Source organism: Amycolatopsis sp. NBC_01488, assembly GCF_036227105.1.
Lineage (GTDB): Bacteria > Actinomycetota > Actinomycetes > Mycobacteriales > Pseudonocardiaceae > Amycolatopsis.
In genome coordinates, this window is the sequence record NZ_CP109434.1 from 7,222,395 (window position 1) to 7,246,232 (window position 23,838).

Here is a 23,838-nt window from a genome sequence, read left to right on the forward strand (position 1 = left end):
GAATGACCGCCCCCGAACAGGCCGCTGCGCTCGTCGACCCCGGCGAGCGCAGCGGCGGGACCGGCACCGCCCGGTTCGTGCTCAAGAAGCTCGTCGAAGCCGTCGTCAGCATCGTGCTGGTGATCGTGCTGTTCTTCTTCCTCTTCCGGATGCTGCCCGGCGACCCGGTCGCGACCATGGTCCGCGAGCGGCCCACCGACCCGCAGCAGGTCGCCGAGCTGCGGGAACGCCTCGGCGTCGACCGGCCGGTGCTGCAGCAGTTCGGCGACTACCTGTGGAAGCTGCTGCACGGCGACTTCGGCACGTCCTACTTGGAGAACCGCCCGGTCGGCGACATGATCGCCGAACGCCTCTGGCCGACCGTCCTGCTCGTCGGCAGCGCGACCGTGCTCGCCGTCGTGCTCGGGCTGTGGCTCGGCACCCGGGCGGCCTGGCGCCGCGACAGCGCGTTCGACCGCACCCAGACCGGCATCGCGCTCACCCTGTGGTCGGTCCCGCAGTTCTGGCTCGGCCTGATCCTGCTGGTCGCCACCAACGGGCTGTTCCCCAGCCGCGGCATGCACTCCCCGGACGCCGCCCCCGACTTCTTCTCCCAGACCCTCGACGTCCTGCACCACCTGGTGCTGCCGTGCGTGACGCTGCTGGCGGTGTTCTACGCCCAGTACATGCTGATCATGCGGTCGTCGCTGCTCGGGGAGATGAACGCCGACTACCTCACCACCGCCCGCGCCAAGGGCCTGCGCGACGACCTCGTCCGCCGCCGCCACGCCGTCCCGAACGCCCTGCTGCCCACCACCACGCTGGTGTTCATGCAGTTCGGCGCGGTCGTCGCCGGCGCGGTGTCGGTCGAAGCGGTGTTCAGCTGGCCGGGCCTCGGGCAGCTGACCTACCAGTCCCTGCACGGCCCGGACCTGCCGGTGCTGCAGGGCGTCTTCGTCGTCCTGGCCGGCGCCGTCGTGCTGATGAACCTGCTCGCGGAACTGCTCTACCGCGTGCTCGACCCGAGGGTGCGCACCTCATGACCACCGAGAGCATCGAATCGCCACGGGCGATCGCCTGGCGGCGCCGCCGGCAGGCCGTCGCGAAGACGTGGCGCGAATTCGCCACCCAGAAGGGCGCGCTCACCGGGCTGGCGATCCTCGCCGTCACCGTCGTCGTGGCCCTGCTGCTGCCCCTGATCAGCGACGAGTCCGGCCTCGACGTCACCCGGGCCGACGGCGGCGCGCTCAGCCCACCCAGCGGCCGGTACTGGCTCGGCACCGACATCGACGGCCGCTCGGTCCTGCTGATGACGCTCTGGGGCACCCGGATCTCCCTGCTCGTCGGGTTCTCCGCGACCGTCCTGTCGGTGCTCATCGGCACCCTCCTCGGGATCACCGCCGCCCACTTCGGCGGCTGGACCTCGACGATCCTGATGCGGTTCACCGACTTCTTCCTGGTGCTGCCGTCGCTGGTGCTGGCGATCGCGCTGTCGGCGGTGCTGCCGCACGGCGTCTTCACCGTCATCGTCGCCATCGGCCTGACCTCCTGGCCCAGCACCGCCCGGCTGGTGCGCGCCCAGACGCTCACCATCGAAAGCCGTCCGTACATCGAGCGCGCCCGGGCGCTGGGCGGGGGACACCTGCACGTCGTCGGCCGGCACGTCCTGCCCGGCGTGCTGCCGCTCGTGCTGGCCAACACCACGCTCGTCGTCGGCAACGCCGTCATCGCCGACGCCACCCTGGCGTTCCTCGGCGTCGGCGACCCGAACGCCGTGTCCTGGGGCGCGATGCTGGAAACCGCGCTCAACAACGGCGCCGTCACCCGCGGCGCCTGGTGGAACCTGCTCCCGCCGGGCATCGCCATCGTGCTCGTCGTGCTCTGCTTCACCCTGGTCGGCCGGGGACTGGAGACCGTGCTCAACCCGAGGTTGAAGAAGTGACCACGCCGCTGCTGCAGCTGAAAGACCTCAACGTCACCTATGCGGTCGGCGAGCTGGACGTCCCCGCCGTGCGCGGTGTCGACCTCACCCTCGACCCCGGCGGCACCCTCGGCATCGCCGGCGAATCGGGGTCGGGCAAGTCGACCGTCGCGATGAGCGTGCTGCGCCTGCTGCCGCGCACGGCGAAGATCACCGGCGAGATCGTCCTCGACGGCGAAGACGTCACCGCCATGAAGTGGGGCCGCCTGCGCGCGGTCCGCTGGGCCGAGGCGTCCGTGGTCTTCCAGGGCGCCATGCACGCCCTCAACCCGGTCCGCAGGATCGGCGACCAGATCGCCGAGCCCATCCGCCTGCACCCACCCGGGGGCAAGCCGCCGACGGACGCCGAGGTCGACGCCCGGGTCGCCGAGCTGCTCACCCAGGTCGACCTGCCCCCGGGCCGGGCCGGTGCCTACCCGCACGAGCTCTCGGGCGGGCAGAAGCAGCGCGTCATGATCGCCATGGCCCTGGCCTGCTCGCCCCGGCTGATCATCGCCGACGAGCCGACCACCGCCCTCGACGTCATCGTCCAGGCCCAGGTCCTCGACCTGCTCTCCCGGCTGGTCGCCGAGCAGGACATCGGCCTGATCATGATCAGTCACGACCTGTCGGTGCTCGCCGCGACCTGCCGGCGCATCGCGGTGATGTACGACGGGCAGATCGTCGAAGAAGGTCCCAGCGCCGAGGTGATGGGCTCCCCGAAGCACGAGCACACCCGGGCGCTCGCGGCGGCGTTCCCGACCGTCGGCGACCCGGTGTCCCGCTTCGCCCCGGCGACCAGCACCCCGCTGCCACCGGAGCCCGCGGGCCGCGTCCCGGGCGGCGAGCCGCTGCTGGCCGCGGAGAACCTGCGGGTGTCCTTCCGCGACCGCACCGGCAAGCGCATCGACGCCGTGGCCGGGGTCGACCTCGCGGTGTCGCGTGACGAGATCGTCGCCCTCGTCGGCCAGTCCGGCTCCGGCAAGACGACCCTCGCCCGGACCCTGCTCGGCCTGCAGAAACCCGACTCCGGCGTGGTCCGCTACGCCGGGAACCCGGTGCCGTCGGGCGGCCCGGGGCTGAAGGCCTACCGGCGGCAGGTCCAGCTGGTCCTGCAGGACCCGACCAGCGCGCTGAACCCCGCCCACACGGTGTACGAGGCCGTCGCCGAAGGCCCCCGGATCCACGGGCTCGCCGACGAACGCGCGGTCGTCCACCGCGCACTGGAAGCCGCGGAACTGCGGCCCGCCGAGAAGTACGCCGACCGGCTCCCGCACCAGCTCTCCGGCGGGCAACGCCAGCGCGTCGTCATCGCCGGGGCGCTGGCCCTCGAGCCGTCGGTGGTGGTGGCCGACGAACCCGTCGCGTCGCTCGACGCGTCCGTCCGCGGCGAAATCCTCGGGCTGCTGCTGCGGCTGCGGCGCGAGCTCGGCCTCGCCGCCCTGGTGATCACCCACGACCTGGGCCTGGCCTGGAACATCGCCGACCGCGTCGCCGTGATGTACCGCGGCGAGCTGGTCGAAACCGGGACGGTGGAACAGGTCCTGCTCGACCCGCGGCACGAGTACACGAAGTCCCTGCTGGCCGCCCTGCCCGGCGGCACCGCCCAGCGCCGCACCGTCGAAACCTGACACTGAGGGAACCCCGCCCGAGCGCAGTGTGTAACCTCCGAACGGAAATGGCGACCACCACCGACCCCGCGCAGAAGCCCTCGACCGGACTGGCCGAGCGGCTCCTCACGCCTTCGCGATTCCCGTACCGCACGATCGCGATGGGCACGGTCGGGAGCACCCTGCTGATGCTCGCCGCGTTCGGCGCCGGCGGCATCCTGATCAAGGACCCGGTGCTCGGCCACGGCCCGCTCTCGTGGATCCGCTACGGCCACGGGCGCATGCTCGCCAACGCGGTCCTCTACACCGGCTTCGGCCTCGTCGTGTGGGCCTGGGTCCGGCTCGGCCGCTACGTGCTGCTCGGCCGCGTCGGCAGCCGTCCCGTCCTGGTCGCCGCCGGCTGCTGGATGGCGCCGCTGCTCATCTCGCCGCCGCTGTTCACCCGCGACGTCTTCTCCTACCTCGGCCAGGGCGCCCAGCTGCTCTACGGGCTCGACCCGTACGCCAACGGCCCCGCCGAGCTCGACGTCCTGCCGAACGTCGTGCAGAACGTCCACCCGCTCTGGCAGACCACGCCGGCGCCGTACGGGCCGCTGTTCCTGCTGATCTCCAAGGGCGTCGTCTCCGTCAGCGGCGACAACATGATCCTCGGCGTCATCCTGATGCGCCTGGTCCTGCTGGCCGGCCTGGCCGGCACGCTGTGGGCGCTGCCGCGGCTGGTCAAGCACCTCGGCGGCAAGCTCCCGGTCGCGCTGTGGCTCGCGGTGGCCAGCCCGATGATGGTGATCCACCTCTTCGGCGGCCCGCACAACGACCTGATGATGCTCGCGTTCCTCACCACCGGCGTCCTCGCGGCACTCGAGCGCAAGCACGTCGTCGCGGTCGTCCTGGTCACGATCGGCATGCTGATCAAGCCCACGGCGGCGATCGCGCTGCCGTTCATCGTCTGGATGTGGGCCAACCACCTCGAAGGCGAGTCGAAGGTCCGCACCTTCCTCCGCGCGGGCGCGGCGTCGGTCGGGCTGTTCCTCCCGGTGTTCGTGGCGGGCACGTGGATCTCGCTGGGCTCGCTCAACCTCGGCTGGTGGTCCGGGCTCAAGGCCCCGCAGCTCATCGCGAACTGGCTCAACATCCCCACCGGCATCGGCGAGGTGTTCTACAACCTCGTCCACCTGGTCGTCGACGTCCAGCCCTCGCCGTTCGTCACGGTCGCCCGGGCGGCGGGCATGCTCGTGCTGATCGGCTTCGGCATCCGCCAGTGGTGGCTCGGCCGCGGCGGCGGCACGGAAGCGGTCTACCGGGCCGGGATCTCGCTGCTCGCGGTCGCGATCCTCATGCCGCCGACGCTGCCGTGGTACCTGACCTGGGGTTTCGTGCTGCTCTCGGCGTTCAAGTGGCAGCCGCGCCACCTGGCGCTGGTGGTGGCGGTGTCGGTGTTCGTGACGCTGGTGTACTACCCGACCGGCGAGCAGGCCCTGTACGACTGGTGGTTCATCGCCCTGGTGGTGGTGGCGAGCCTGTACTCCGCGGCGTCGCTGCTGCGACCGGACCCCCTGGGCCTGATCGACGCGTGGCGCCGCCCGGAGAAGTTCCTCCGCGACTGACGCTCGTGAGTGAGAAACAGGGTTAGGACACTGTTTCTCACTCACGACCCCGCCCAGCCACGCCAAGTGTGGATCTCCGTCGCCACCACCGCGTGTTCCGGCGGCCGCTCCCGGTACTGCCCGTACTTCGCCTGGAGCCAGGAGATCGGCTCGGCGCGCTCGGCGTCGGGAAGCACCCGCGCGGAGCCGTCCGCCCGGGCCCACCACAGCCGCGACCAGTCCTCGTCGTAGCCGTCGGCCAGGAAGCACACCGCCGGGTTCTCCGCGATGTTGGCCAGCCGCCGCAGCGACGTCGTCGACTTCGGTTTGTGGTCCACCGCGAACACCACCGTGTCGCCGTGCACCGCGAACGTCACCGGCACCAGGTGCGGCACCCCGGCCGCCGACACCGTCGCCAGCCGCGCGACCCGCGCCGCGGCGAACCGTTCCCGGGCCTCTTCCGGAGTCATGTCAGCGCCGGAGTGTCGAACGTCAGCGTCCCCAGATCCGCGTCCAGCGTCACCGGGACCTCCAGCGGCAACGTCGGCGACGACGCGACGTGCCCGAACCCGAACTCCTCCACCACCGGCACCCCCAACGGCCCCAGCCGCTCCAGCAGCAGCGCACGGACGTCCGCCGGGTCGCCGCACGCCGCCCACGAACCCAAGACGATCCCGCGGACCCCGGCGAACCAGCCGCTGCGCAGCAACTGCGTCAGCATCCGATCCAGCCGGTACACGCTCTCCGTCACGTCCTCCAGCAGCACCACCGCGTCCCGCGCCGAACCCTGCTCCGGCGTCCCCAGCCCCGCCGCCAGCAACGACAGGTTCCCGCCGGTCAGCCGCCCGGACGCCCGCCCCGGCACGAGCGCCGAACCGCCGCGCACCACCAGGTTCCGCTCCGGGTCGAACAACGTCCGCCGCAGGTGCTCCACCGCGAAGTCGTCGAACAGCACGCTCGCCGGCATCGGGGAGAACAAACTGGACAGTCCCAAGTGGACGTTCACCGCGCGGTGCAGCGCCGTGATGTCCGAAGACCCGGCCAGGACCTTCGGGCCCGCCTCCCGCAACGCCGCCCAGTCCACCAGGTCGAGCATCCGCTGCACGCCGTAGCCGCCGCGCGCGGCGAGCACGCACCGCACGCCCGGATCCAGCCACGCCTCGGTGAACTCCGCCGCCCGCGCGGCATCCGAACCGGACAGATAGGGCGGCGACCCCGGCTCGGCCCGCACGCACGGCCCGATCCGCAGCTCGACACCCCAGCTCCGCAGCACCGGCACGGCCTTCTCCAGCAGGTCCGCCGGCACCGGCCCGGCCGGCGCCACCAGCGCCACGGTGTCACCCGCCCGCAGGCGCGGCGGCCTCACCGGGACAGCTCCAGCCGCGCCACACCCGGCGTCTCGAACCCGAACACCTGGCCGTAGAACGACAATTCGGCCTCCACCGCCGCGATGATCGTCGCGGCTTGCCGGAACCCGTGCTGCTCCCCGGGGAACCGCTGGTAGGCGTACGGGATCCCGCGTCCGGCCAGGCCGGCGACGAACCGGTCCGCCTGCTCCGGCGGGCAGATCCGGTCCTCCAGGCCCTGCTGGAACAGCACCGGCCCGGCCAGCGACGCCGAGTTCGCCAGCGGCGACCGCTCGACGTAGCGCTGCCTCGCCGCGGGCAGCGGCCCGACCAGCCCGTCGAGGTAGCGCGACTCAAAGTCGTGCGTGTCGCCCTCGGTGCCGGTCCACCCGGCCAGGTCCAGCACCGGGTACATCACCGTGCCGGCCCGGTAGGTCTTCGTCGTGGTCAGGGCCGCCGCCGCGGTGAACCCGCCCGCGCTGCCGCCGCGGATCGCCACCCGGTCGCCGTCGGCCAGCCCGGCCGCCACCAGCGCCTCGGCCACCGCCGCGCAGTCGGCGACGTCCACCACGCCCCACTGCTCCCGCAGCCGCTCCCGGTAGGCCCGCCCGAAACCGGTGGACCCGCCGTAGTTCACCGCCGCCACCGCGATGCCCCGGCTGGCGAAGTAGGCCAGCTCCGGATCCAGCACCGGCAGGTACTGCCCGGTCGGCCCGCCGTGGACGTGCACCAGCAGCGGCGGCCGCTCGCCCTCGGGCGCCGCGAAGTCCGGGTTCGCCGGCAGGTAGAGCACCACCGGCACGATTTCGCCGCCGGGCGTGGTGAACACCCGCTCCTGCGGCACCGGCAGGTGCTCCGCGGGCAGCTCCGGCCGCGGCGTGAGGTCCGTCAGCGTCCCGGCCGCGAAGTGCACCACCGCGGCTTCGCGGACCGGCCCCGCCGCGACCCCGACGAAACCGCCGTCGTAGGCCGCGAACCCGGTCGACGACCACGCCGTCAGCTCCTCGGCCATGGGCGTCACCGAGCCGTCCGCCTCGTCGAGCACGGCCAGCCTTCCCGACGCCAGCACCGCGTGCCGCCCGCCGCCGAGCGGAACGAACCAGCGCGAGCCCACCTTCCACAGCGGGCCGCCCAGCTCCCGCTCGACCGGCGCGAGGTTCGTCAGCGCCCCGTCGAGCCCGACCCGGTGCAGGTTCCACCAGCCGTCCGGATCGAGCAGGGCCAGCAGCGTCTCCGGTGTCTCCCACTCGACCTGGCAGACCGAGACGTCGGCGCCGCCGGCCACGACCCGGTGCGGCCCGAACGACCCGTCCTCGGCGATGGGAGCCACGCACAGCTCGGTCCCGTCCCACGGCATCGCCGGGTGGTCCCAGCCGAACCACGCCGCGTGCCGCCCGTCCGGCGCCGGCTTGGCCACGGTCAGGAAGTGGTGACTCGCGGCGAGCACCCGCTCGCCGCCGCCGTCGAGAGAGATCGCCACCAGCTCGCGCTCGATGTCCGTCGGCCGCGGCCCGACGCTGCGTTCGCGCACCGCGAACACCGCACCGGGCCGCCCGGCCCGCAGGTCGCCGTAACGGACGCTCTGCGGCTGCGCGGGAGCCGGGGTGAGCGGCACGACCCCGGTTTCGCTCAGCGCGTACACCCGCTGGTCGGCCCAGTGCGTGAACACCACCACCCCGTCGGCGACGGCCCACGGCCGCCCGCCGTACTCGTGCAGCCGATTGCGGACGTTCCACGGCGGCGGCAGCACGTCCTCCGTCCCGCCCGGCACCGCCCGCACCAGGGCGACCCGGCCCTGCTCACCGGGCCGCGCCTCGGCCCACCACACCTCGTCCCCGACGACGTCGAGCCATTGCGGGCCGCCACCGGCGGCGGCCACGTCGGCGGCGGTGATGGGCGAGGACCAGGTTCCGTACGGCGAGATCCGAGACACCCCGTGAGGCTATCGGCCCGCGAACGGTGGGGCGGCGGATGCCGATCATGCGGCCGTGGCCTAGGGTCGAGGGTGCTATGTCTCGCGTAATCCACGTCTTCCGCCAGCCGGATCGGTTCGTCGCCGGCACCGTCGGCGAGCCCGGCGATCGCACGTTCTACCTCCAGGCGTCCGAGGACGTGCGCACCATCAGCGTCACCATCGAAAAACAGCAGGTCGTCGTCCTCGCGGAGCGCCTCAGCTCACTGCTCGAGGAAGTCGCCAGCCGTTTCGGTGCCGACGTGCCCGAGGACGTCCCCGACGACCTCGTCGACGTCGACCCCCTCACCGTGCCGGTCGAGGAGGAGTTCCGCGTCGGCACGATGGGCCTCGGCTGGGACGCCGACAGCAGCGCCGTCGTCATCGAGCTGCTCGCCATCACCGAGGGCGAGGTCGACGAGACGGTCGTGCTCGACGACACCGAGGAGGGCCCGGACGCCGTCCGCGTCTTCCTCACCCCGGTCGCCGCCCGCGCCTTCGCCGAGCGGGCCGACCGCGTCGTCAACGCCGGCCGCAAGCCGTGCCCGCTGTGCGGGGAGCCGCTCGACCCGGCCGGGCACATCTGCCCGCGGCAGAACGGCTACCGGCGCGAAACCGACGCGGACGAAGACTGACCATGGCCGACACCCCGGCGGACCAGCCGGACCCGGCCGACCCGGCGTCCCGGGAGCTGGTCACCCACGGCCGCATCGACGTCGAAGGACGCCTCGGCGACGCCTCCAACGTCACGCTCTTCTGCGCCATCGAGCTCGACGGCGTCACCGGCCGCGTCGTGTACAAGCCGGTGTCGGGGGAACGGCCGCTGTGGGACTTCCCCGACGGCACCCTCGCCGGGCGTGAGGTCGCCACGGCGATCATCAGCGAGGCCGCCGGCATCGGCGCCATCCCGCCGACCGTGCTGCGCGACGGGCCGTTCGGCCCCGGCATGGTCCAGCTGTGGATCGAGACCACCGAGGACGACCTCGTCGAGGTCCGCGCCCCCGAAGACCTCCCGGACGACTGGCGGGTCGTGCTGCACGCCCACGACCGGCTCGGCGAACCCGCGGTGCTGGCCCACGCCGACCACCCCGGGCTGCGGGACCTCGCCGTGCTCGACATCGTCGTCAACAACACCGACCGCAAGGGCGGGCACCTGCTGCCCGGCCTCGACGGCCGCGTCTACGGCGTCGACCACGGCATCTGCCTGCACACCGACCCGAAGCTGCGCACCGTCCTGTGGGGCTGGATCGGCGAGCCGGTGCCGCCGGACACCGTCGAGAAGCTGCGCAAGCTGCGTTCGGAGATCGACGGCGACCTCGGCAGGACGCTGTCCGAGCACATCACCAAGTTCGAGATCCGGGCCTTGGCCGAACGCACCGACTTCCTGCTCGCCGAGGGGATCTTCCCCGAGCCCGGCGACGACTGGCGCGCCATCCCGTGGCCCCTGTTTTGATCGACTCCGCTGCCCGCGCGCGGCTCATCGACCGCTTCGGTGCGGAACTTGCCGAACCCTGGTGCGACGCCCTCCCGGACCTGGTCGCGCGGCTGACCGCGCAGTGGGGTCTCGAAGTTCGCGAAGCCCGGCCCGGCAACACCGGCCGCACGCTGCTGTGCACCGGCCCCGGCGGCGACCCGCAGGTTCTCAAGCTGACCCCGGACGCCACCGTCGCCCGCTCCGAAGCCGCCGCGCTCGCGGCGTGGGCCGGGTGTTCCCGCGTGGTGAACGTCCTCGACGCCGACCTCGGCGCGAACGCGATCCTGCTCGAAGGCCTGGTCCCGGGCACGCAGCTGGGCGACCGCGACGTCCCGTGGGCCGAGGTCGGCGACCTGCTGAACCAGCTGCACTCCGTCGAACCGGCCGGGCCCTTCGGGAAGCTGGCGACGGGCATCGAGTTCATCTTCGGCCTGTCCGAACGCCGCCGCCGCGAGTCCCCGGCCGCCGCGCAGATGAGCGCCGAAGTCCTGGCGAAGGGCCGTGAGCGGGCCATGGCGCTCGCCACCAGCGGACCGGTCGCGCTGGTCCACGGCGACCTGCACCCGGCCAACGTCCTCGACGCCGGACCCGGCCGCGGCATCGTGGCCATCGACCCGCGCGCCGGCTTCGGCGACCCGGCGCTCGACGCCGTCGACTGGATGTTCGTTCCGATGGCGAAGGGCGGCACGATCGACGACGGCATCGCCGCCCTCGCTCCGCACGTCGAGGACTTCGACGCCGACCGCGTCCGTGCCTGGTGCGTCGCGATGGCCCCGCTGATCGCGCTGTCGCCGCTGCGGCGGGGCGAGCGGACGCCGTTCACCGACGCGGTGCTCGAACTGGCGCGCTGACCGGCGTGGCACGACCCGCGCGGGCACCGACCACCACTAGGTTGCCTGGTCGTGCGCTCCCATTCCTATGACGACGTGCTCGCCGGCCCGCGCCGCAAGAAGGTGCCGGAGGTCCCCGCCGAACCCGGCCTCGTGGTCGAGGACCCGGCCAGCGGCTACTGCGGCGCGGTGGTGAAGATCGAGTACGGCAACGTCGTGCTCGAGGACGCCAAGGGCCGCCACCGCGTGTTCCCGCTCGCCCCCGCCGGGTTCCTCCTCGAAGGCAAGCCGGTCACGCTGGTGCCGGTCAAGACGGTGAAAGCCCCGGTCAAGCAGGTTTCGGCGTCCGGGTCGGTGAAGGTGCAGGGCCTGCAGGCCCGGGTCGCGCGCGACTCCCGGATCTGGGTGGAGGGCAAGCACGACGCCGAGCTGGTCGAACGCGTCTGGGGGCACGACCTGCGCGTCGAAGGCGTCGTCGTGGAGCCCCTCGACGGCGTCGACGTCCTCTCCGAGCGGATCGCCGAGTTCGGCACCGGACCCGGCCGCCGCCTCGGCGTCCTGGTCGACCACCTCGTACCCGGCAGCAAGGAGTCGCGGCTGGTCCAGGCCGTCCGCGACGAGCACGTGCTGGTCACCGGGCACCCGTACATCGACGTCTGGGAAGCCGTGCGCCCCGCCGCCGTCGGCATCCGGGCGTGGCCGAAGATCCCGCGCGGCACCGAGTGGAAGCAGGGGATCTGCGACGCGCTCGGCTGGGGGCAACCTTTCGAAGGCTGGCAACGTGTCCTGAGCGGGGTGAGCAGTTTCCGCGACCTCGAGACCCCGCTCATCGGGGCCGTGGAGCGGCTCATCGACTTCGTCACCGAGCCGACGGAAGAGGACTGAATGTCTGAATTGTCCAAGGTCACGCGTAGGTCACGTCCCGTCACCGCGCCGGTGCGAACCGGCACGATCTGAGAGCATGAAGCCATGTCCTGGGCACTGGTCTGGTTGATCGTCGGCATCGCCCTGATGATCGCTGAAGTCGTCTCCGGCGACTTCGTGCTGATCATGCTGGGCGTCGGCGCGCTGTTCGGCGCCGGGGCCGACGTGCTCACCGGGAACCTCTTCGTCGACGTCGTCGTGTTCGCCGTCGCCTCCGTCGGCATGCTCGTGCTGGTCCGGCCCGCGCTGAAGCGCCGCTTCCTCGCCGGGCCGATCCACCACACCGGCATCGACGCGCTGATCGGCGCCCGCGCCGTCGTCGTGTCCACAGTGGACTACGAGGCCGGGCAGGTGAAGCTGGCCGGCGACGTCTGGTCCGCGCGCAGCCTGTCGGAAAACGTTCCACCGATCGAGCCCGGCACTCCGGTCACCGTCGTGGAGATCTCCGGCGCCACCGCCGTCGTGTCGGCCGAGCCGTGAGCCTGGGGCTCGTCGTCGTTCCCGAAGGCCGGGCCGCGGTGATCGAACGCGGCGGGCGGTTCCGTGCCGTGCTCGGCCCCGGCCGGCACTTCGTGCTGCCGTTCGCCGACACGGTCCGGGCACGCGTCGACCTCGGCGACCAGGTCCTGTCCGCGCCGCCGCGCGTCATCGAAGCGGGTGACGGGCGGGAAGTCCTCATCGGATTCGAGGTCGTCTTCGCCGTCACCGATCCGCGGCTGGCGACCTACGAGATCAGCAACCCGGCGATGGCGATCGAACAGCTGACGACCACGGCACTGCGGCAGGAAGCGAGCCTGACCACGGCCGAGCGCGCCGTCACCGCGCCGGGGGACCTGCACCGTACAGTGTGGACGGTCCTGCACGACACCACGGGCCGCTGGGGGATCGAAACCCGGGAGCTGAAGCTCGCGGTGAGCCCGCCCGCGGCGCCCGGAACACCGTCAACCGCGCAAGAATGGTACTAGGTAAGGGGAAGATCTCTTGACCACCACAGTGATCATCGTGGTCGTCTTATTGGCTCTCTTCGTGATCATCACGGTGGCCAAGGCGATCATGGTCGTGCCGCAGGCGCAGTCGGCGGTGATCGAGCGGCTGGGCCGGTTCCGCACGGTGGCCTCGCCCGGCCTGACCTTCCTGGTGCCGTTCCTGGACAAGGTGCGCGCCCGGATCGACCTGCGCGAGCAGGTCGTCTCGTTCCCGCCGCAGCCGGTGATCACCGAGGACAACCTGACGGTGTCCATCGACACCGTCGTGTACTTCCAGGTCACCGACTCCCGTGCCGCGGTGTACGAGATCTCCAACTACATCGTCGGTGTCGAGCAGCTGACCACCACCACGCTCCGCAACGTCGTCGGTGGCATGAGCCTCGAGCAGACGCTGACCTCGCGCGACTCGATCAACACGCAGCTGCGTGGCGTGCTCGACGAGGCGACCGGCCGCTGGGGCATCCGCGTCGGCCGCGTCGAGCTCAAGGCGATCGACCCGCCGCCCTCCATCCAGGACTCGATGGAGAAGCAGATGCGCGCCGACCGGGAGAAGCGCGCCATGATCCTCACTGCGGAAGGCCAGCGGGAATCGGCGATCAAGACCGCGGAAGGCCAGAAGCAGAGCCAGATCCTCTCCGCCGAAGGTGCCCGCCAGGCCACCATCCTCGCCGCCGAGGCCGAGCGGCAGTCCCGCATCCTGCGGGCCCAGGGTGAACGGGCCGCCCGGTACCTGCAGGCGCAGGGCCAGGCGAAGGCGATCGAGAAGGTGTTCGCCGCGATCAAGGCCGGCCGCCCGACGCCGGAGGTGCTGGCCTACCAGTACCTGCAGACGCTCCCGCAGATGGCGCAGGGCGACGCCAACAAGGTCTGGATGATCCCGAGCGACTACGGCAAGGCCCTCGAAGGCTTCGCCCGCGCGCTCGGCGCCCCCGGCGACGACGGTGTGTTCCGCTACGAGCCGCCGAAGGACGACGACGTCCCGGCCAAGCCCGACCTCGAGGACGAAGAGGTCTCGAGCTGGTTCGAGACGAAGAGCGACCCCAAGGTCGCCGAGGCGGTCGCGGCCGCGGAAGCCGTCGCGCGCAAGGAGGTCCCGGCGATCGGGGCGCCTTCGTCGCCGCCCGCGCGCCCGGCGATCCCGCGTCCGGTGCAGCAGCAGCCCGAGCCGGAGCAGGCGGACGAGGAGCGGGGCACGGAGGTCACGTCCGCGCCGCAGCAGCCGCCGACCCCGCAGAGCGGTCAGCCGTTGCCGCAGCCGCAGGCCCCGGTCGGCCCGCCTCCGGGCGGCCAGTACCAGGGCCCGCCGCCGCAGTCCCCGCCGCCGGGCCAGTTCGGCGGCCCCCAGCAGAACCCGGGCAGCGGGCCGTTCCCGCAGCAGCCCCCGTTCGGCGGCCCCCAGGGTGGTCCGCGCCGCTGACGCGCACGTGAAAATGGGGGCCTCCCACCGGTTTGGTGGGAGGCCCCCATTTCGTGGGTCAGCTCCGCTGGTACACGGTGACGTCGTCGATGTCGGCCTTCGAGCGGTCCTTCAGGAAGATCACGCACAGCACCGTGACCACCGCCGACAGGACGATGTAGCCCGAGATCGAGTACGGCGTCCCGGTCTGGTGCAGCAGCCACGTCGCCAGCAGCGGCGCCGGCCCGCCCGCGAACACCGACGCCAGCTGGTAGCCCAGCCCCGCGCCGCCGTAACGCAGGTGCGTCGGGAAGCTCTCGCCGATCAGCGCCGCCTGCGGCCCGTACTGCAGCGCGTGCGGGACGAACGACACGACGACCGCGACGAACACCAGCGCGTGGCTGCCGTGCGCCAGGATCGTGAAGTACGGGAACGCGATCACGGCCGTGAACACCGCGCCGGTCAGGTACACCCGCTTGCGGCCGACGCGGTCCGACAGCGTCGAGAACACCGGGATCAGCGCCAGCTCGCACGCGGCGCCGACGAGGACCGCGTTGAGCACGAACGTCTTGCTGAAGTCGTGGCGCGCCACGACGTAGATCAGGACGTAGCTGGTGAAGAGGTAGAACGGCATCTGCTCGCTGAAGCGCACGCCGGCCGAAAGCAGGATTTCGCGCCAGTGGTGGCGGATCGCGTCGAGCACCGGCGTCCGCGCGGTCTGCCGGTTCTTGATCAGCTTCGCGAACATCGGCGTCTCGAGGATCTTCAGCCGGATCACCAGGCCGACCGCGACCAGGATCAGGCTCGCCAGGAACGGCAGCCGCCAGCCCCACGAGTCGAACGCGTCGGGGGAGAGGGTCGCCGACAGCAGCGTCATGCCGCCGGTGCCGAGCACCAGCCCGACCGGGACGCCGATCTGCGCGAAACTGGCCAGCAGCCCGCGTTTGCGCTGGTCGCCCCACTCCATCGCGAGCAGCACCGAGCCGCTCCACTCGCCGCCGATCGCGATGCCCTGGACCAGCCGCAGCAGCACGAGGATCAGCGGCGCGGCGAACCCGATGGCCGACGTCCCGGGCAGCATCCCGACGACGCCGGAGGAGACGCCCATCAGCAGCAGCGTCACGATCAACGTGGCCTTGCGCCCGATCCGGTCACCCCAGTGCCCGAAGATCGCGGCGCCGACCGGGCGGGCGGCGAACCCGACCGCGTAGGTCGCGAACGACTGCATGGCCCCCGCGTAGGCGCTCGACGAGGGGAAGAACAGGTGCGGGAAGACCAAGGCCGCCGCGGTGTTGTAGAGGAAGAAGTCGTACCACTCGATGGTCGTGCCGATCGCGCTCGCCAGCGCCGCACGCCGTACTTGCGTCTTGCCGGACTTGCTGTCCGGTTCCACCTTGTGAGTGACGCTGTTGTCGCCCAACACCATCTCGCAACACCTCCGGTGACCGATGTCACACAACAGTGTGACGCCCGTCGACGGATTCGGCGATTCTTGACGCCGATCGCTACTGAGGCGTCAACGGCCGCCCGGCTCAGTTCTTGCCGAATCTGCAACGTTGCAGATTCGGCAAAGTTCGGTACGGTGGGTTCATGGACACCGACGGCGCCGGGCTCCGGGAGCGCAAGAAGCACGAGACGCGGATCGCGCTGAGCTGGGCCGCCATCCGGCTGACCGTCGAACGCGGCTACGCCCACGTCCGGATCGAGGACATCGCCGCCGAGGCCGGGGTGTCCACCCGGACGTTCAGCAACTACTTCGGCACCAAGGGCGAGGCCATCGTGGCCCGCCACCACGACCGGGCCCGCGCGATCGCCGCGGCGCTGCGCGAACGCCCGGCCGGCGAGCCGATCTGGGCGGCCATCACCGCGGCGGCGCTCGCCGGGTTCGACCTCGGCGAGCCGGTGCCCGACGGGCAGGTCCCCGACCAGGCCTGGCTGACCGGGATCCGGCTGATGGTCGCGGAACCCGCGCTGCAGGGCGAGTTCCACAAGGCCGGGGCGGCGGGCGAAGCCGAGATCGCCAGGGTCGTCGCCGAACGCACCGGTACCGACGTCGAGCGGGACGTCTACCCGAAGCTCGTCGCGGGTGTCGTGGCCGCCGGGCTCAACGTCGTGGCTCAGCAGTGGTTCAGGACCGAGCCGCCGCGATCGATGGAAGACCTGCTGCGGGACGTGTTCGGCCGGCTCGCCGCCGGCCTGCCCGAACCCCGCTGAACCCCCTCGCTCCACGCCCGGCAGGGTCGCCGGGCTGGTTCGTCATGCCCTTTCACCGCAAGGAGTTCCGCCATGGAAGACGTCGTCATCGCGGGTGCCGGACCCAACGGCCTGATGCTCGCCTGCGAGCTGGCCCTCGCCGGCATCCGCCCACTCGTGCTCGAACGGCTGCCGGAGCCGACCGAGGAGAACCGCGCCAACGGCCTGGTCGGCCAGGTCGTGCGCCTCCTCGACTGCCGCGGGCTGCACGAGCGCCTCGCCGGCCCGATCCGCCCGCCCGCCCCCGCGTTCGTCTTCGGGGCGATGCGCCTGGACCTCACCCTCCCCGAGCACAACTCGCTGAACATCCTCGGCGTGCCGCAGCGGCGTGTCGCGGCGATGCTCACCGAACGCGCCGCCGAACTCGGCGTCGAGATCCGCCGCGGCCACGAGCTCACCAGCCTGACGCAGGACGCCGACGCCGTCACCCTCGACTTCACCGGCCCGGACGGGCCCGGCCGGCTCACCACCCGGTACCTCGTCGGCGCCGACGGCGGGCGGAGCATCACCCGCAAGCTCGCCGGCATCGGCTTCCCCGGCGTCACCGAGGACCGCACGCTCTCCTTCACCTCGAACGCCACCGTGCCCGCGGAGTTCGTCGATCCCGCGTCCGGCGGGCTGACCGTGCCCGGCCACGGCGTCATCCCGCCGTTCTTCCACTACCGCACGGAAGTCGGCCTCTTCGTCTACGCGCCGTTCCCCACCGGACCGCTGGTCACCACGATGGAGTGGACCGACGCCGAAGAGGCCGCCGACGAGCCCCCGATGACCCTCGACGACCAGCGCGCCGGCATCGAGCGCGTGCTCGGCTTCGCCCTGCCGATCGAGCCACCCGAGGGCGACGGGCCGCACCTGCTGCGCCGGCTGCGCGGGCGCAGCACCCGGCTGGCCGAGCGCTTCCGCGACGGCCGCGTGCTGCTCGTCGGCGATGCGGCGCACATCCACTCCGCGATCGGCGGCCCCGGCCTGAACCTCGGCCTGCAGGACGCCGTCGGCCTCGGCTGGAAGCTCGCCGCCCAGGTGCAGGGCTGGGCACCCGCCGGCCTGCTCGACACCTACGAGAGCGAACGCCGCCCGGTCGCCGAGCGCGTCGTCATGCACACCCAGGCCCAGTCCGCGCTGATCGCGCCGGGCCGCGACGTCACGGCGCTGCGGGAGCTGTTCGGCGAGCTGCTGCGGCTGCCGAGCACGGTGGCGCACATCGCCGACCTGATGTCCGGCGCCGACGTCCGGTACGAACCGGGCACCGACCACCCCCTCGACGGCCGCTGGGCCCCGGATCTGGAGCTGGCCGACGGAACGCGGCTCGCCGAGCTGACCCGCACCGCCCGCCCGCTGCTGCTCGACTTCACCGGCTCGCTCGGCGACGAGCTGCGCGGCTGGACCGGCCGGGTCGACCTCGTCACCGGCGCAGCGCAGGGCGACGCGACGGCGTTGCTCATCCGCCCGGACGGCTACGTCGCGTGGGCGACCAGCTCGGCCGAGCCCGACGACACCGAGCGGAAGGCGCTGAGGGCAGCCCTCGAACGGTGGTTCGGCAGCCCCGTCGGCAGGTAGGAGATCGCCTACGCAATGTCGTCCGTCGCCGACCACGCCCGCGCGCGGGACTTCTACGTCGGCAAGCTCGGCTTCGACCCGGACGACGAGTCCAGCGGATCTCCCAGCACAACATGGGCGGCGGCCGGCGCTTCCACGTGCCGCGGGCTGGCCCGGTTGCTGGACACCCTGCCGGACCCGGCCCCGTTACGATCGGGAGGTGACCCCCGCCGCCGCTGATCCCGCCGAAACGAAACCCCTGCGCGCCGACGCCCGGCGCAACCGGGCGCGCGTGCTGGAAGCGGCCGAGAGCGTGTTCGCCTCCAAGGGCACCGGGGCGCCCACCGAAGAGGTCGCGCGGGCCGCCGGCGTCGGCATCGGCACCGTGTTCCGGCACTTCCCGACGAAGGAAGCCCTCCTGGAGGCCGTCCTGGTCGCCCGGCTGCACCGGTTCGCCGACGAAGCCGAAGCCGTCGTGGCCGCCGACTCGGCGGACCCCGGCGCGGCGTTCTTCACCTTCCTGGCCGGCTGGATCGAGATGTCGAGTGCGAAGAACGCCTACTTCGAGGCGCTCACCGCCGCCGGGGTCAGCGTGCCGAAGGCGAAGTCCGAGATCGGTGCCCGGCTCCTCGACGCGCTCGGAGTGCTGCTGTCCCGGGCCCAGGCCGCGGGCGCGGTCCGCGAGGACCTCGTCCCCGGTGAGCTCATCACGATCATCATCGGCGTCGCCAAGGCGGCCGAGTACGCCGGCCCGGACGCGCGGCTGCGCGACCGGGCGGTGACGATCCTCTTCGACGGCCTCCGACCGTCAGCGGGGGAGCGGCGCTGAGGCGACCGGCTCCAGCGTCGGGCGCTTCGCGGTGAGCGCGTCGCCGGAGGATTCGCCGCGCAGCCGGCGGCGCACCCACGGCAGCGCGTGCTTGCGGGCCCACTGAACGTTCTGGCTGCGGCGGGCGGCCGGGCTCAGCACTTCGCGCGGGCCCAGTTCGGCGCCCTCGAGCGGGTGCTCGACGCCCAGGGCCGCCAGGACCGCGATCGCGACTTCGGTGTGCCCGTAGGCGTTGAGGTGCAGGCGGTCCGGCGCCCAGTAGCGGCGGTCGCGCAGCTGCCGCATGGCCCACATGTCCACCAGGTGGGCGCCGTGGCGCGTCGCGATGGCGCGGACGAACTCGTTGTAGATCGCCACCCGGCCGCGCATCCTGCGGAACAGTGCGTCCTCGACGCCGTCGACCCCGGTGAAGAGCACCAGCTCGGCGCCGGTCGCGCGGATCTTCGCGACGGCGGCCTCGTAGTCGTCCACCAGCGCGTCGATGTCGACCTTGGGCCGCATCAGGTCGTTGCCGCCGGCGTAGAGCGTGAGGAGGTCGGGCGCCATGGCCAGCGCCGGCTCGAGCTGCTCGCCGAGGATCTGCGGCAGCAGCTTGCCGCGGATGGCGAGGTTGGCGTACCGGAAGTCCGGCTCGCGGGCGGCGAGCTGCTCGGCGACGCGGTCGGCCCAGCCGCGCACGCCGTTCGGGGCGGCCGGGTCGTCGTCCCCGACCCCTTCGGTGAACGAGTCCCCCAGGGCCACTAAGCGCTTGCTCATGCCTGCAGTCTAAGCAGGCTCTTGCAGCAAGGATCACGCCCATGGGACGAAGCCGCCGCTGCCGAGACAGTTCCAGGGAACGTCGGCCAGGTCTTCGCCTAGGCGGAGACCTGCCGGGCCCGGTGGTCGGCGACGTGGACGCGGGTGGCGCACCGCGTCGAGCAGAACCTGCGGCGGCCGTTGCGGGAATTGTCGACGTACGCCGTATCGCAGCCTTCGCGGCCGCAGATGCCCAGGCGGTCCGGGGCCTCGCACACGAGGTGCGCGAGGCCGCCCGCGGTGTAGGCGCGGACGCGGCCGACCGAGCCGGCGTCTTCGGCGGAGTAGTGCAGGTGGGGTGGCTTGCCGTCGTGGGTGGCGAGGTACGGGCGGCAGGCCGACTCGGCCAGCAGGTCGTTGACCAGCTCGGGGCGTTCCGCGGGGTCGGCGGCGAACACCGGGCGCAGGCGGCGTGCCCACGTGCCGATGCGGGTGGCTTCGTCCTCGGTCAGCGCCGCGATGGACATGCCGTTGCGGACCATCCCGGCCAGCAGCTCGCTCGCGGAGCCCGCGTTCACCAGGTCGGCGGCCACCAGCGCGGCCGGGCCGCCGTAAGGGTTGAAGTGCACAAAGCCATTACACCACGATCGGGAACATGGACGGAAACCGTTGCCCCCGCTGCGGCTGGCCGCTCGCCGAACTGCCGGCGACCGCGGCCCGGCCCGCCACCCACCGGCTCGACTACGTGCGCTGCGTCTGCGGCAGCTGGCTCGCCCGCCTCGACGGCGAGGTCGTCGGCGCCACCCGGACGCCGTGAACTCACAGGTCGAGCACGCCCGCCGCGTTGTCGTTCCACTGGTCGACGCGGCGGATGTACTCGTACAGCGCGCGGCTGCCGCGCACCCAGCGCCCCTGATCGGCGATCGCGAGGTCGTCGGCGCCGGCGCGGCGGGCCTCGGTGGCGAACCCGGACCGCAGGGAGTGCCCGGTCACCGGGTACGGCAGGCCTGCCCGGACGCCGGCCCGGGTGAGGATCTGGTTGACGCCGGTGGTGCTCAGCGCGGGCTCGCCGACGTTGCCGTGCCGGTCGACGCGCCGGAACGCCGGCCCGTCGGTGATCCCGGCGCCCGAGCGCCACGCGTGCCACGCCCGCACCGGGTCGGTGTCGGGGCTCTCGCGCCGCGGGACGACCATGTCACCGGTGCTCTTGCCGTGCCGCACGGTCACCGCAAGGCCCCGGTCGTCAACCGGCTCGACGTCGGTGACCAGCAGGTTCGCCAGGTCCGAACAGCGAGCGGCGATGGGGAAGCCGATCAGGAGCATCGCCCGGTCGCGGGCGCCGGCCAGGGTGTCCGGGCAGGCTCGTGACATCGCCCGCAGGTCGGTCAGGGTGACCATGGTGGCCTTGCCGCGGCCACGCTGGATCCCCTCCCGGGCCAGCCGCTGCCGATAGCCCTTCAACGCCCGCCACGCCGCCCGGCTCGCTTCGGGATCGACGACGACCTTGTGGTGCCGCAGCCCGGCGAGCGCGCCGGTGAGCCGCCGTTCGATCGTCGACGGCGCCGCCGGCGCGGCCCGTTCCGGCACGCCGGGCACGGCGCGTTCGTCCGGGCGCAGGGTCCGGCCGCGTTCGAGCCAGACGACGAACCCGGTCAGGGCGCCGAGGGACGCCGACAGCGGCGGGATCCCGGTTTCGGCGGTGTAGTCCTGCCACACCTGCCAGTCCTGGGCGTAGGCCTTGAGCGTGTTCGGCGGCCGCTGCTCGTCGACGTGCCGCGCGGCGGCTTCGTCGAGCAGGGCGAGCCGGTCCTGGGGGCTCAGGGTCGCGTCGGGAACCGGTTCCAGCTCGGGCACGCGCCGAGGTTACGGGATGTCGATCTCCGCGGGCAGGAACCGGGCCAGGGCGTCGGCCACCTCGTCGGGGCGTTCCAGGGTCTGGATGTGCGGGGCGCCCGGGACGACTTCGAACTTCGCGCCGCCGCCGAGCCGGGTCGCGATGTCGGCCATGCCGTCGACCGGGATCGACGCGTCCTTTTCACCGGCCAGGGCCAGCACCGGCGCCGGGAAGTCGCGAAGCCGTTCGTAGACGTCGAGGCCGCCGTAGCCACGCCAGATCGAGGCCCAGGTGGCCGGATCGAACGAGGCGACGCACCCGCGGGCGTACCGCACGCCTTCGGTGTCCGCCGCCAGGGCCTCCGGGGTGAACCAGCGTTCCAGCGTGGGTGCGATCAGCGGCGTCATGCCCCCGGTTTCGGCGAGACGGGCACGCTCCTCGAAGGCTTCCGGCATCGGCCGGTCCGGCGCGGCCATCAGCGTCAACGACGCGAAGCGCTCAGGCGCGGCGACGGCGGCGGCCTGCGCGATCGCCCCGCCCAGCGACAGACCGGCGACGTGGGCGGTGTCCAGGTCGAGGGCGTCCAGCACGGCCACGAGGTCGGTGGCGGTGGCCGCCATGGTGAACGGCAGCGGCGCCGCGGCGGCCGAGCCGTGCCCGCGGACGTCGTAGGCGACCACGCGGCGGCCGCCGGCGAGGCGGTCGAGCACCGGGTCCCACATCCGCCGGTCCAGGCCGAGCGAGTGGACGAGCAGCACGGCCGGCCCCCGGGTACCCCGGACGGTGGCGGTGGTTTCGTGGTCGGACACGCGGATCCTCATGGCTTGATCCTTTCAGCGGTGTCCACGCAAAATCGGTCCCGGGACGCTGTCGATCCGGCCGCGCGCCGTTCGTGTGAGGGGCGGGACAGCGAAAGGAGCCGACGTGAAGCAGTACCTGCTCAGCATCTACCAGCCCGATGGCCCGATCCCGCCGCCGGAGGTCCTCGACGGCGTCACGAAGAAGCTCGACGCCCTGAACGCGGACCTCAAGGCGGCCGGGGCTTGGGTGTTCGCCGGTGGGCTGCACCCGCCGTCGACCGCTACCGTGCTGCGAGCCGACGACGGCGACACGCTCATCACCGACGGGCCGTTCGCCGAGGGCAAGGAGCACCTCGGCGGGTTCACGATCATCACCGCGCCCGACCTCGACGCGGCGCTCGCCTGGGGCAGCCGGCTCGCCGACGCCGTCGCACCGCTGCCGGTCGAGGTGCGGCCGTTCGCCGGATGAGCGTCGAGGAGGTCTTCGCCGCGGAGTACGGCCGGGCGGTGTCGGTGCTGGTGCGGATCTTCGGCAGCATCGACGTCGCCGAGGAAGCCGTGCAGGACGCGTTCGCCGAGGCCGTGCGGCGGTGGCCGGCCGCCGGGGTGCCGCCGAGCCCGGCGGGCTGGATCATCACGACCGCCCGCAACCGCGCCGTCGACCGCCTGCGCCGGGAGGCCGCCCGGCAGGACAAGCACGCCCAGGCGGCGTTGCTGCATGCGGAGACCGAGCCCGTGGAGGAGGGCGCCGTGCCCGACGAACGGCTCCGGCTGATCTTCACCTGCTGCCACCCCGCGCTGGCCCGCCCCACCCAGGTCGCGCTGACGCTGCGGCTGCTCGGCGGCCTGACCACCGCGGAGATCGCCGGCGCGTTCCTGGTGGCCGAGCCGACGATGGCCCAGCGGATCGTCCGGGCGAAGAACAAGATCCGCGACGCCGGCATCCCGTACCGCGTCCCGCGCGACGCCGACCTCCCGGCGCGGCTGTCCGCGGTGCTGGGCGTGCTGTACCTGATCTTCAACGAGGGCTACACGGCGAGCGCGGGCGAGGATCTGGTCCGCGACGACCTGTGCCGCGAGGCCATCCGGCTCGCCCGCGTCCTGGCCGGGCTGATGCCCGACGAGCCGGAGGTCTGGGGCCTGCTGGCGTTGATGCTGCTGATCGACGCACGCCGCGCGACCCGCACGACCGCCTCCGGCGACCTGGTGCTGCTGGCCGACCAGGACGTCTCGCGCTGGGACGCGGACCTGGTCGCCGAGGGCCAGGAGATCGTCCGCCGCTGCCTGCGCCGCAACCAGCCGGGCCCGTACCAGATCCAGGCGGCGATCCAGGCCGTCCACAGCGACGCGCCCACCGACTGGTCCCAGGTCAAGGCGCTCTACGACCAGCTGCTGACGGTGTCGCCGACGCCGGTGGTGGCGTTGAACCGGGCGGTGGCGGTCGCGGAGGTCGACGGCCCTGAGACCGCGTTGGCGCTGGTCGAGGACCTGGAGCTGCCGCGGTTCCCGCTGTACCACGCGATCCGCGCGGACCTGCTGGACCGGATCGGCCGACGCGGGGAAGCGGTGGCGTCCTACACGACGGCGATCGAGCTGACTCGCAATTCGGCCGAGCGGGCTCTGCTGGAGCGGAAGCGCGCCTCAGCGTCAACTCCGGGTTGACATCAGGGGGTTCTAGTTTTTCGAGGGCCCGATCGCCCCCTGTCGCGTCCTCGGTCTCCTGCCTTGTTCTGGGTTTGGATATGTGACCTTATCCAAACCCAGGTGCTCGAGCTTCTATCTTCTAAATCTGAATAGCTCTTTTTAGTTCTG

26 protein-coding genes are annotated in these 23,838 nt (G+C 72.4%); 18 read left to right on the forward strand and 8 right to left on the reverse strand.

Annotated features, from left to right (window positions below; genetic code table 11):
• The first annotated feature begins 2 nt into the window (after nt 1-2).
• From OG738_RS34165 to mptB, 4 genes are read left to right on the forward strand one after another with little or no spacing between them, the layout of a single operon-like run.
• A complete protein-coding gene (locus OG738_RS34165; protein ID WP_329047277.1) occupies nt 3-1,022 on the forward strand; it encodes an ABC transporter permease in 1,020 nt (339 codons plus the stop codon).
• A complete protein-coding gene (locus OG738_RS34170) occupies nt 1,019-1,921 on the forward strand; it encodes an ABC transporter permease (RefSeq protein WP_329047278.1) in 903 nt (300 codons plus the stop codon). Before OG738_RS34165 ends, OG738_RS34170 begins: the two co-directional genes overlap by 4 nt.
• On the forward strand, nt 1,918-3,570 hold the full coding sequence (gene nikE, locus OG738_RS34175; RefSeq protein WP_329047279.1) for an ABC transporter ATP-binding protein: 1,653 nt from the start codon (nt 1,918-1,920) through the stop codon (nt 3,568-3,570). Before OG738_RS34170 ends, nikE begins: the two co-directional genes overlap by 4 nt.
• A gap of 47 nt (nt 3,571-3,617) precedes the next feature.
• Complete coding sequence (gene mptB, locus OG738_RS34180; protein ID WP_329047280.1) at nt 3,618-5,153, forward strand: polyprenol phosphomannose-dependent alpha 1,6 mannosyltransferase MptB; 1,536 nt, start codon at nt 3,618-3,620, stop codon at nt 5,151-5,153.
• A 41-nt stretch (nt 5,154-5,194) separates the two neighbouring features.
• Here mptB and OG738_RS34185 read toward each other — a convergent pair whose 3' ends face one another.
• From OG738_RS34185 to OG738_RS34195, 3 genes are read right to left on the reverse strand one after another with little or no spacing between them, the layout of a single operon-like run.
• A complete protein-coding gene (locus OG738_RS34185) occupies nt 5,195-5,602 on the reverse strand; it encodes a TIGR03668 family PPOX class F420-dependent oxidoreductase (protein ID WP_329047281.1) in 408 nt (135 codons plus the stop codon).
• Nucleotides 5,599-6,498, reverse strand: a complete 900-nt coding sequence (locus tag OG738_RS34190) for a S66 peptidase family protein (protein ID WP_329047282.1) — start codon at nt 6,496-6,498, stop codon at nt 5,599-5,601. The genes OG738_RS34185 and OG738_RS34190 overlap by 4 nt, the downstream gene beginning before the upstream one ends.
• Nucleotides 6,495-8,411, reverse strand: a complete 1,917-nt coding sequence (locus tag OG738_RS34195; RefSeq protein ID WP_329047283.1) for a prolyl oligopeptidase family serine peptidase — start codon at nt 8,409-8,411, stop codon at nt 6,495-6,497. The genes OG738_RS34190 and OG738_RS34195 overlap by 4 nt, the downstream gene beginning before the upstream one ends.
• A 77-nt stretch (nt 8,412-8,488) precedes the next feature.
• On the opposite strand from OG738_RS34195, the gene OG738_RS34200 reads away from it, so the two are divergent.
• The 7 genes from OG738_RS34200 to OG738_RS34230 all read left to right on the forward strand — a co-directional run bounded on the left by OG738_RS34200 (nt 8,489) and on the right by OG738_RS34230 (nt 14,060).
• Entirely contained in the window at nt 8,489-9,064 is a 576-nt protein-coding gene (locus OG738_RS34200) for a DUF3090 domain-containing protein (protein WP_329047284.1), read from the forward strand.
• Nucleotides 9,065-9,066: 2 nt separating this feature from the next.
• Entirely contained in the window at nt 9,067-9,882 is an 816-nt protein-coding gene (locus tag OG738_RS34205) for an SCO1664 family protein (RefSeq protein WP_329047285.1), read from the forward strand.
• Nucleotides 9,867-10,754: an aminoglycoside phosphotransferase family protein gene (locus OG738_RS34210; RefSeq protein ID WP_329047286.1), complete on the forward strand. Its 888-nt coding sequence runs from the start codon at nt 9,867-9,869 to the stop codon at nt 10,752-10,754. Before OG738_RS34205 ends, OG738_RS34210 begins: the two co-directional genes overlap by 16 nt.
• 51 nt (nt 10,755-10,805) lie before the next feature.
• A complete protein-coding gene (locus tag OG738_RS34215; RefSeq protein WP_329047287.1) occupies nt 10,806-11,618 on the forward strand; it encodes a DUF3097 domain-containing protein in 813 nt (270 codons plus the stop codon).
• A gap of 84 nt (nt 11,619-11,702) precedes the next feature.
• Complete coding sequence (locus OG738_RS34220; protein ID WP_329047288.1) at nt 11,703-12,137, forward strand: NfeD family protein; 435 nt, start codon at nt 11,703-11,705, stop codon at nt 12,135-12,137.
• Nucleotides 12,134-12,622 (forward strand): SPFH domain-containing protein, encoded by a 489-nt coding sequence (locus tag OG738_RS34225; protein ID WP_329047289.1) that lies wholly within the window; start codon nt 12,134-12,136, stop codon nt 12,620-12,622. Before OG738_RS34220 ends, OG738_RS34225 begins: the two co-directional genes overlap by 4 nt.
• Nucleotides 12,623-12,710: 88 nt before the next feature.
• Nucleotides 12,711-14,060, forward strand: coding sequence for an SPFH domain-containing protein (locus OG738_RS34230; protein ID WP_329056924.1), 1,350 nt, complete (start codon nt 12,711-12,713; stop codon nt 14,058-14,060).
• Between the two features lie 58 nt (nt 14,061-14,118).
• Here OG738_RS34230 and OG738_RS34235 read toward each other — a convergent pair whose 3' ends face one another.
• Nucleotides 14,119-15,465 (reverse strand): MFS transporter, encoded by a 1,347-nt coding sequence (locus OG738_RS34235; RefSeq protein WP_329047290.1) that lies wholly within the window; start codon nt 15,463-15,465, stop codon nt 14,119-14,121.
• A 164-nt stretch (nt 15,466-15,629) separates the two neighbouring features.
• On the opposite strand from OG738_RS34235, the gene OG738_RS34240 reads away from it, so the two are divergent.
• The 4 genes from OG738_RS34240 (at nt 15,630) to OG738_RS34255 (ending at nt 18,657) form a co-directional block, all read left to right on the forward strand.
• On the forward strand, nt 15,630-16,253 hold the full coding sequence (locus OG738_RS34240; protein WP_329047291.1) for an acyl-CoA-like ligand-binding transcription factor: 624 nt from the start codon (nt 15,630-15,632) through the stop codon (nt 16,251-16,253).
• 72 nt (nt 16,254-16,325) lie between these two features.
• Nucleotides 16,326-17,849 carry an FAD-dependent monooxygenase gene (locus OG738_RS34245; RefSeq protein ID WP_329047292.1) on the forward strand — a complete coding sequence of 508 codons (1,524 nt, stop codon included), beginning with the start codon at nt 16,326-16,328 and terminating at the stop codon, nt 17,847-17,849.
• Between the two features lie 15 nt (nt 17,850-17,864).
• The gene (locus OG738_RS34250; protein ID WP_329047293.1) at nt 17,865-18,068 is read left to right on the forward strand and encodes a hypothetical protein; all 204 of its coding nucleotides are present in this window, start codon (nt 17,865-17,867) and stop codon (nt 18,066-18,068) included.
• On the forward strand, nt 18,049-18,657 hold the full coding sequence (locus tag OG738_RS34255; protein WP_329047294.1) for a TetR/AcrR family transcriptional regulator: 609 nt from the start codon (nt 18,049-18,051) through the stop codon (nt 18,655-18,657). The genes OG738_RS34250 and OG738_RS34255 overlap by 20 nt, the downstream gene beginning before the upstream one ends.
• Here OG738_RS34255 and OG738_RS34260 read toward each other — a convergent pair.
• The gene (locus OG738_RS34260; RefSeq protein WP_329047295.1) at nt 18,637-19,413 is read right to left on the reverse strand and encodes an SGNH/GDSL hydrolase family protein; all 777 of its coding nucleotides are present in this window, start codon (nt 19,411-19,413) and stop codon (nt 18,637-18,639) included. The genes OG738_RS34255 and OG738_RS34260 overlap by 21 nt on opposite strands.
• 98 nt (nt 19,414-19,511) lie before the next feature.
• Entirely contained in the window at nt 19,512-20,021 is a 510-nt protein-coding gene (locus tag OG738_RS34265; RefSeq protein WP_329047296.1) for a CGNR zinc finger domain-containing protein, read from the reverse strand.
• A 26-nt stretch (nt 20,022-20,047) separates the two neighbouring features.
• On the opposite strand from OG738_RS34265, the gene OG738_RS34270 reads away from it, so the two are divergent.
• Nucleotides 20,048-20,209, forward strand: a complete 162-nt coding sequence (locus OG738_RS34270) for a hypothetical protein (protein ID WP_167379534.1) — start codon at nt 20,048-20,050, stop codon at nt 20,207-20,209.
• A 2-nt stretch (nt 20,210-20,211) separates the two neighbouring features.
• Here OG738_RS34270 and OG738_RS34275 read toward each other — a convergent pair whose 3' ends face one another.
• Both OG738_RS34275 and OG738_RS34280 read right to left on the reverse strand, forming a co-directional pair.
• Nucleotides 20,212-21,246 (reverse strand): site-specific integrase, encoded by a 1,035-nt coding sequence (locus OG738_RS34275; RefSeq protein WP_329047297.1) that lies wholly within the window; start codon nt 21,244-21,246, stop codon nt 20,212-20,214.
• A gap of 9 nt (nt 21,247-21,255) precedes the next feature.
• Entirely contained in the window at nt 21,256-22,047 is a 792-nt protein-coding gene (locus OG738_RS34280; protein WP_329047298.1) for an alpha/beta fold hydrolase, read from the reverse strand.
• A gap of 103 nt (nt 22,048-22,150) precedes the next feature.
• Between OG738_RS34280 and OG738_RS34285 the strand changes: the two genes are divergently transcribed.
• Both OG738_RS34285 and OG738_RS34290 read left to right on the forward strand, forming a co-directional pair.
• Complete coding sequence (locus OG738_RS34285) at nt 22,151-22,495, forward strand: YciI family protein (protein ID WP_329047299.1); 345 nt, start codon at nt 22,151-22,153, stop codon at nt 22,493-22,495.
• The gene (locus tag OG738_RS34290; protein WP_329047300.1) at nt 22,492-23,688 is read left to right on the forward strand and encodes an RNA polymerase sigma factor; all 1,197 of its coding nucleotides are present in this window, start codon (nt 22,492-22,494) and stop codon (nt 23,686-23,688) included. Before OG738_RS34285 ends, OG738_RS34290 begins: the two co-directional genes overlap by 4 nt.
• Nucleotides 23,689-23,838 lie beyond the last annotated feature (150 nt).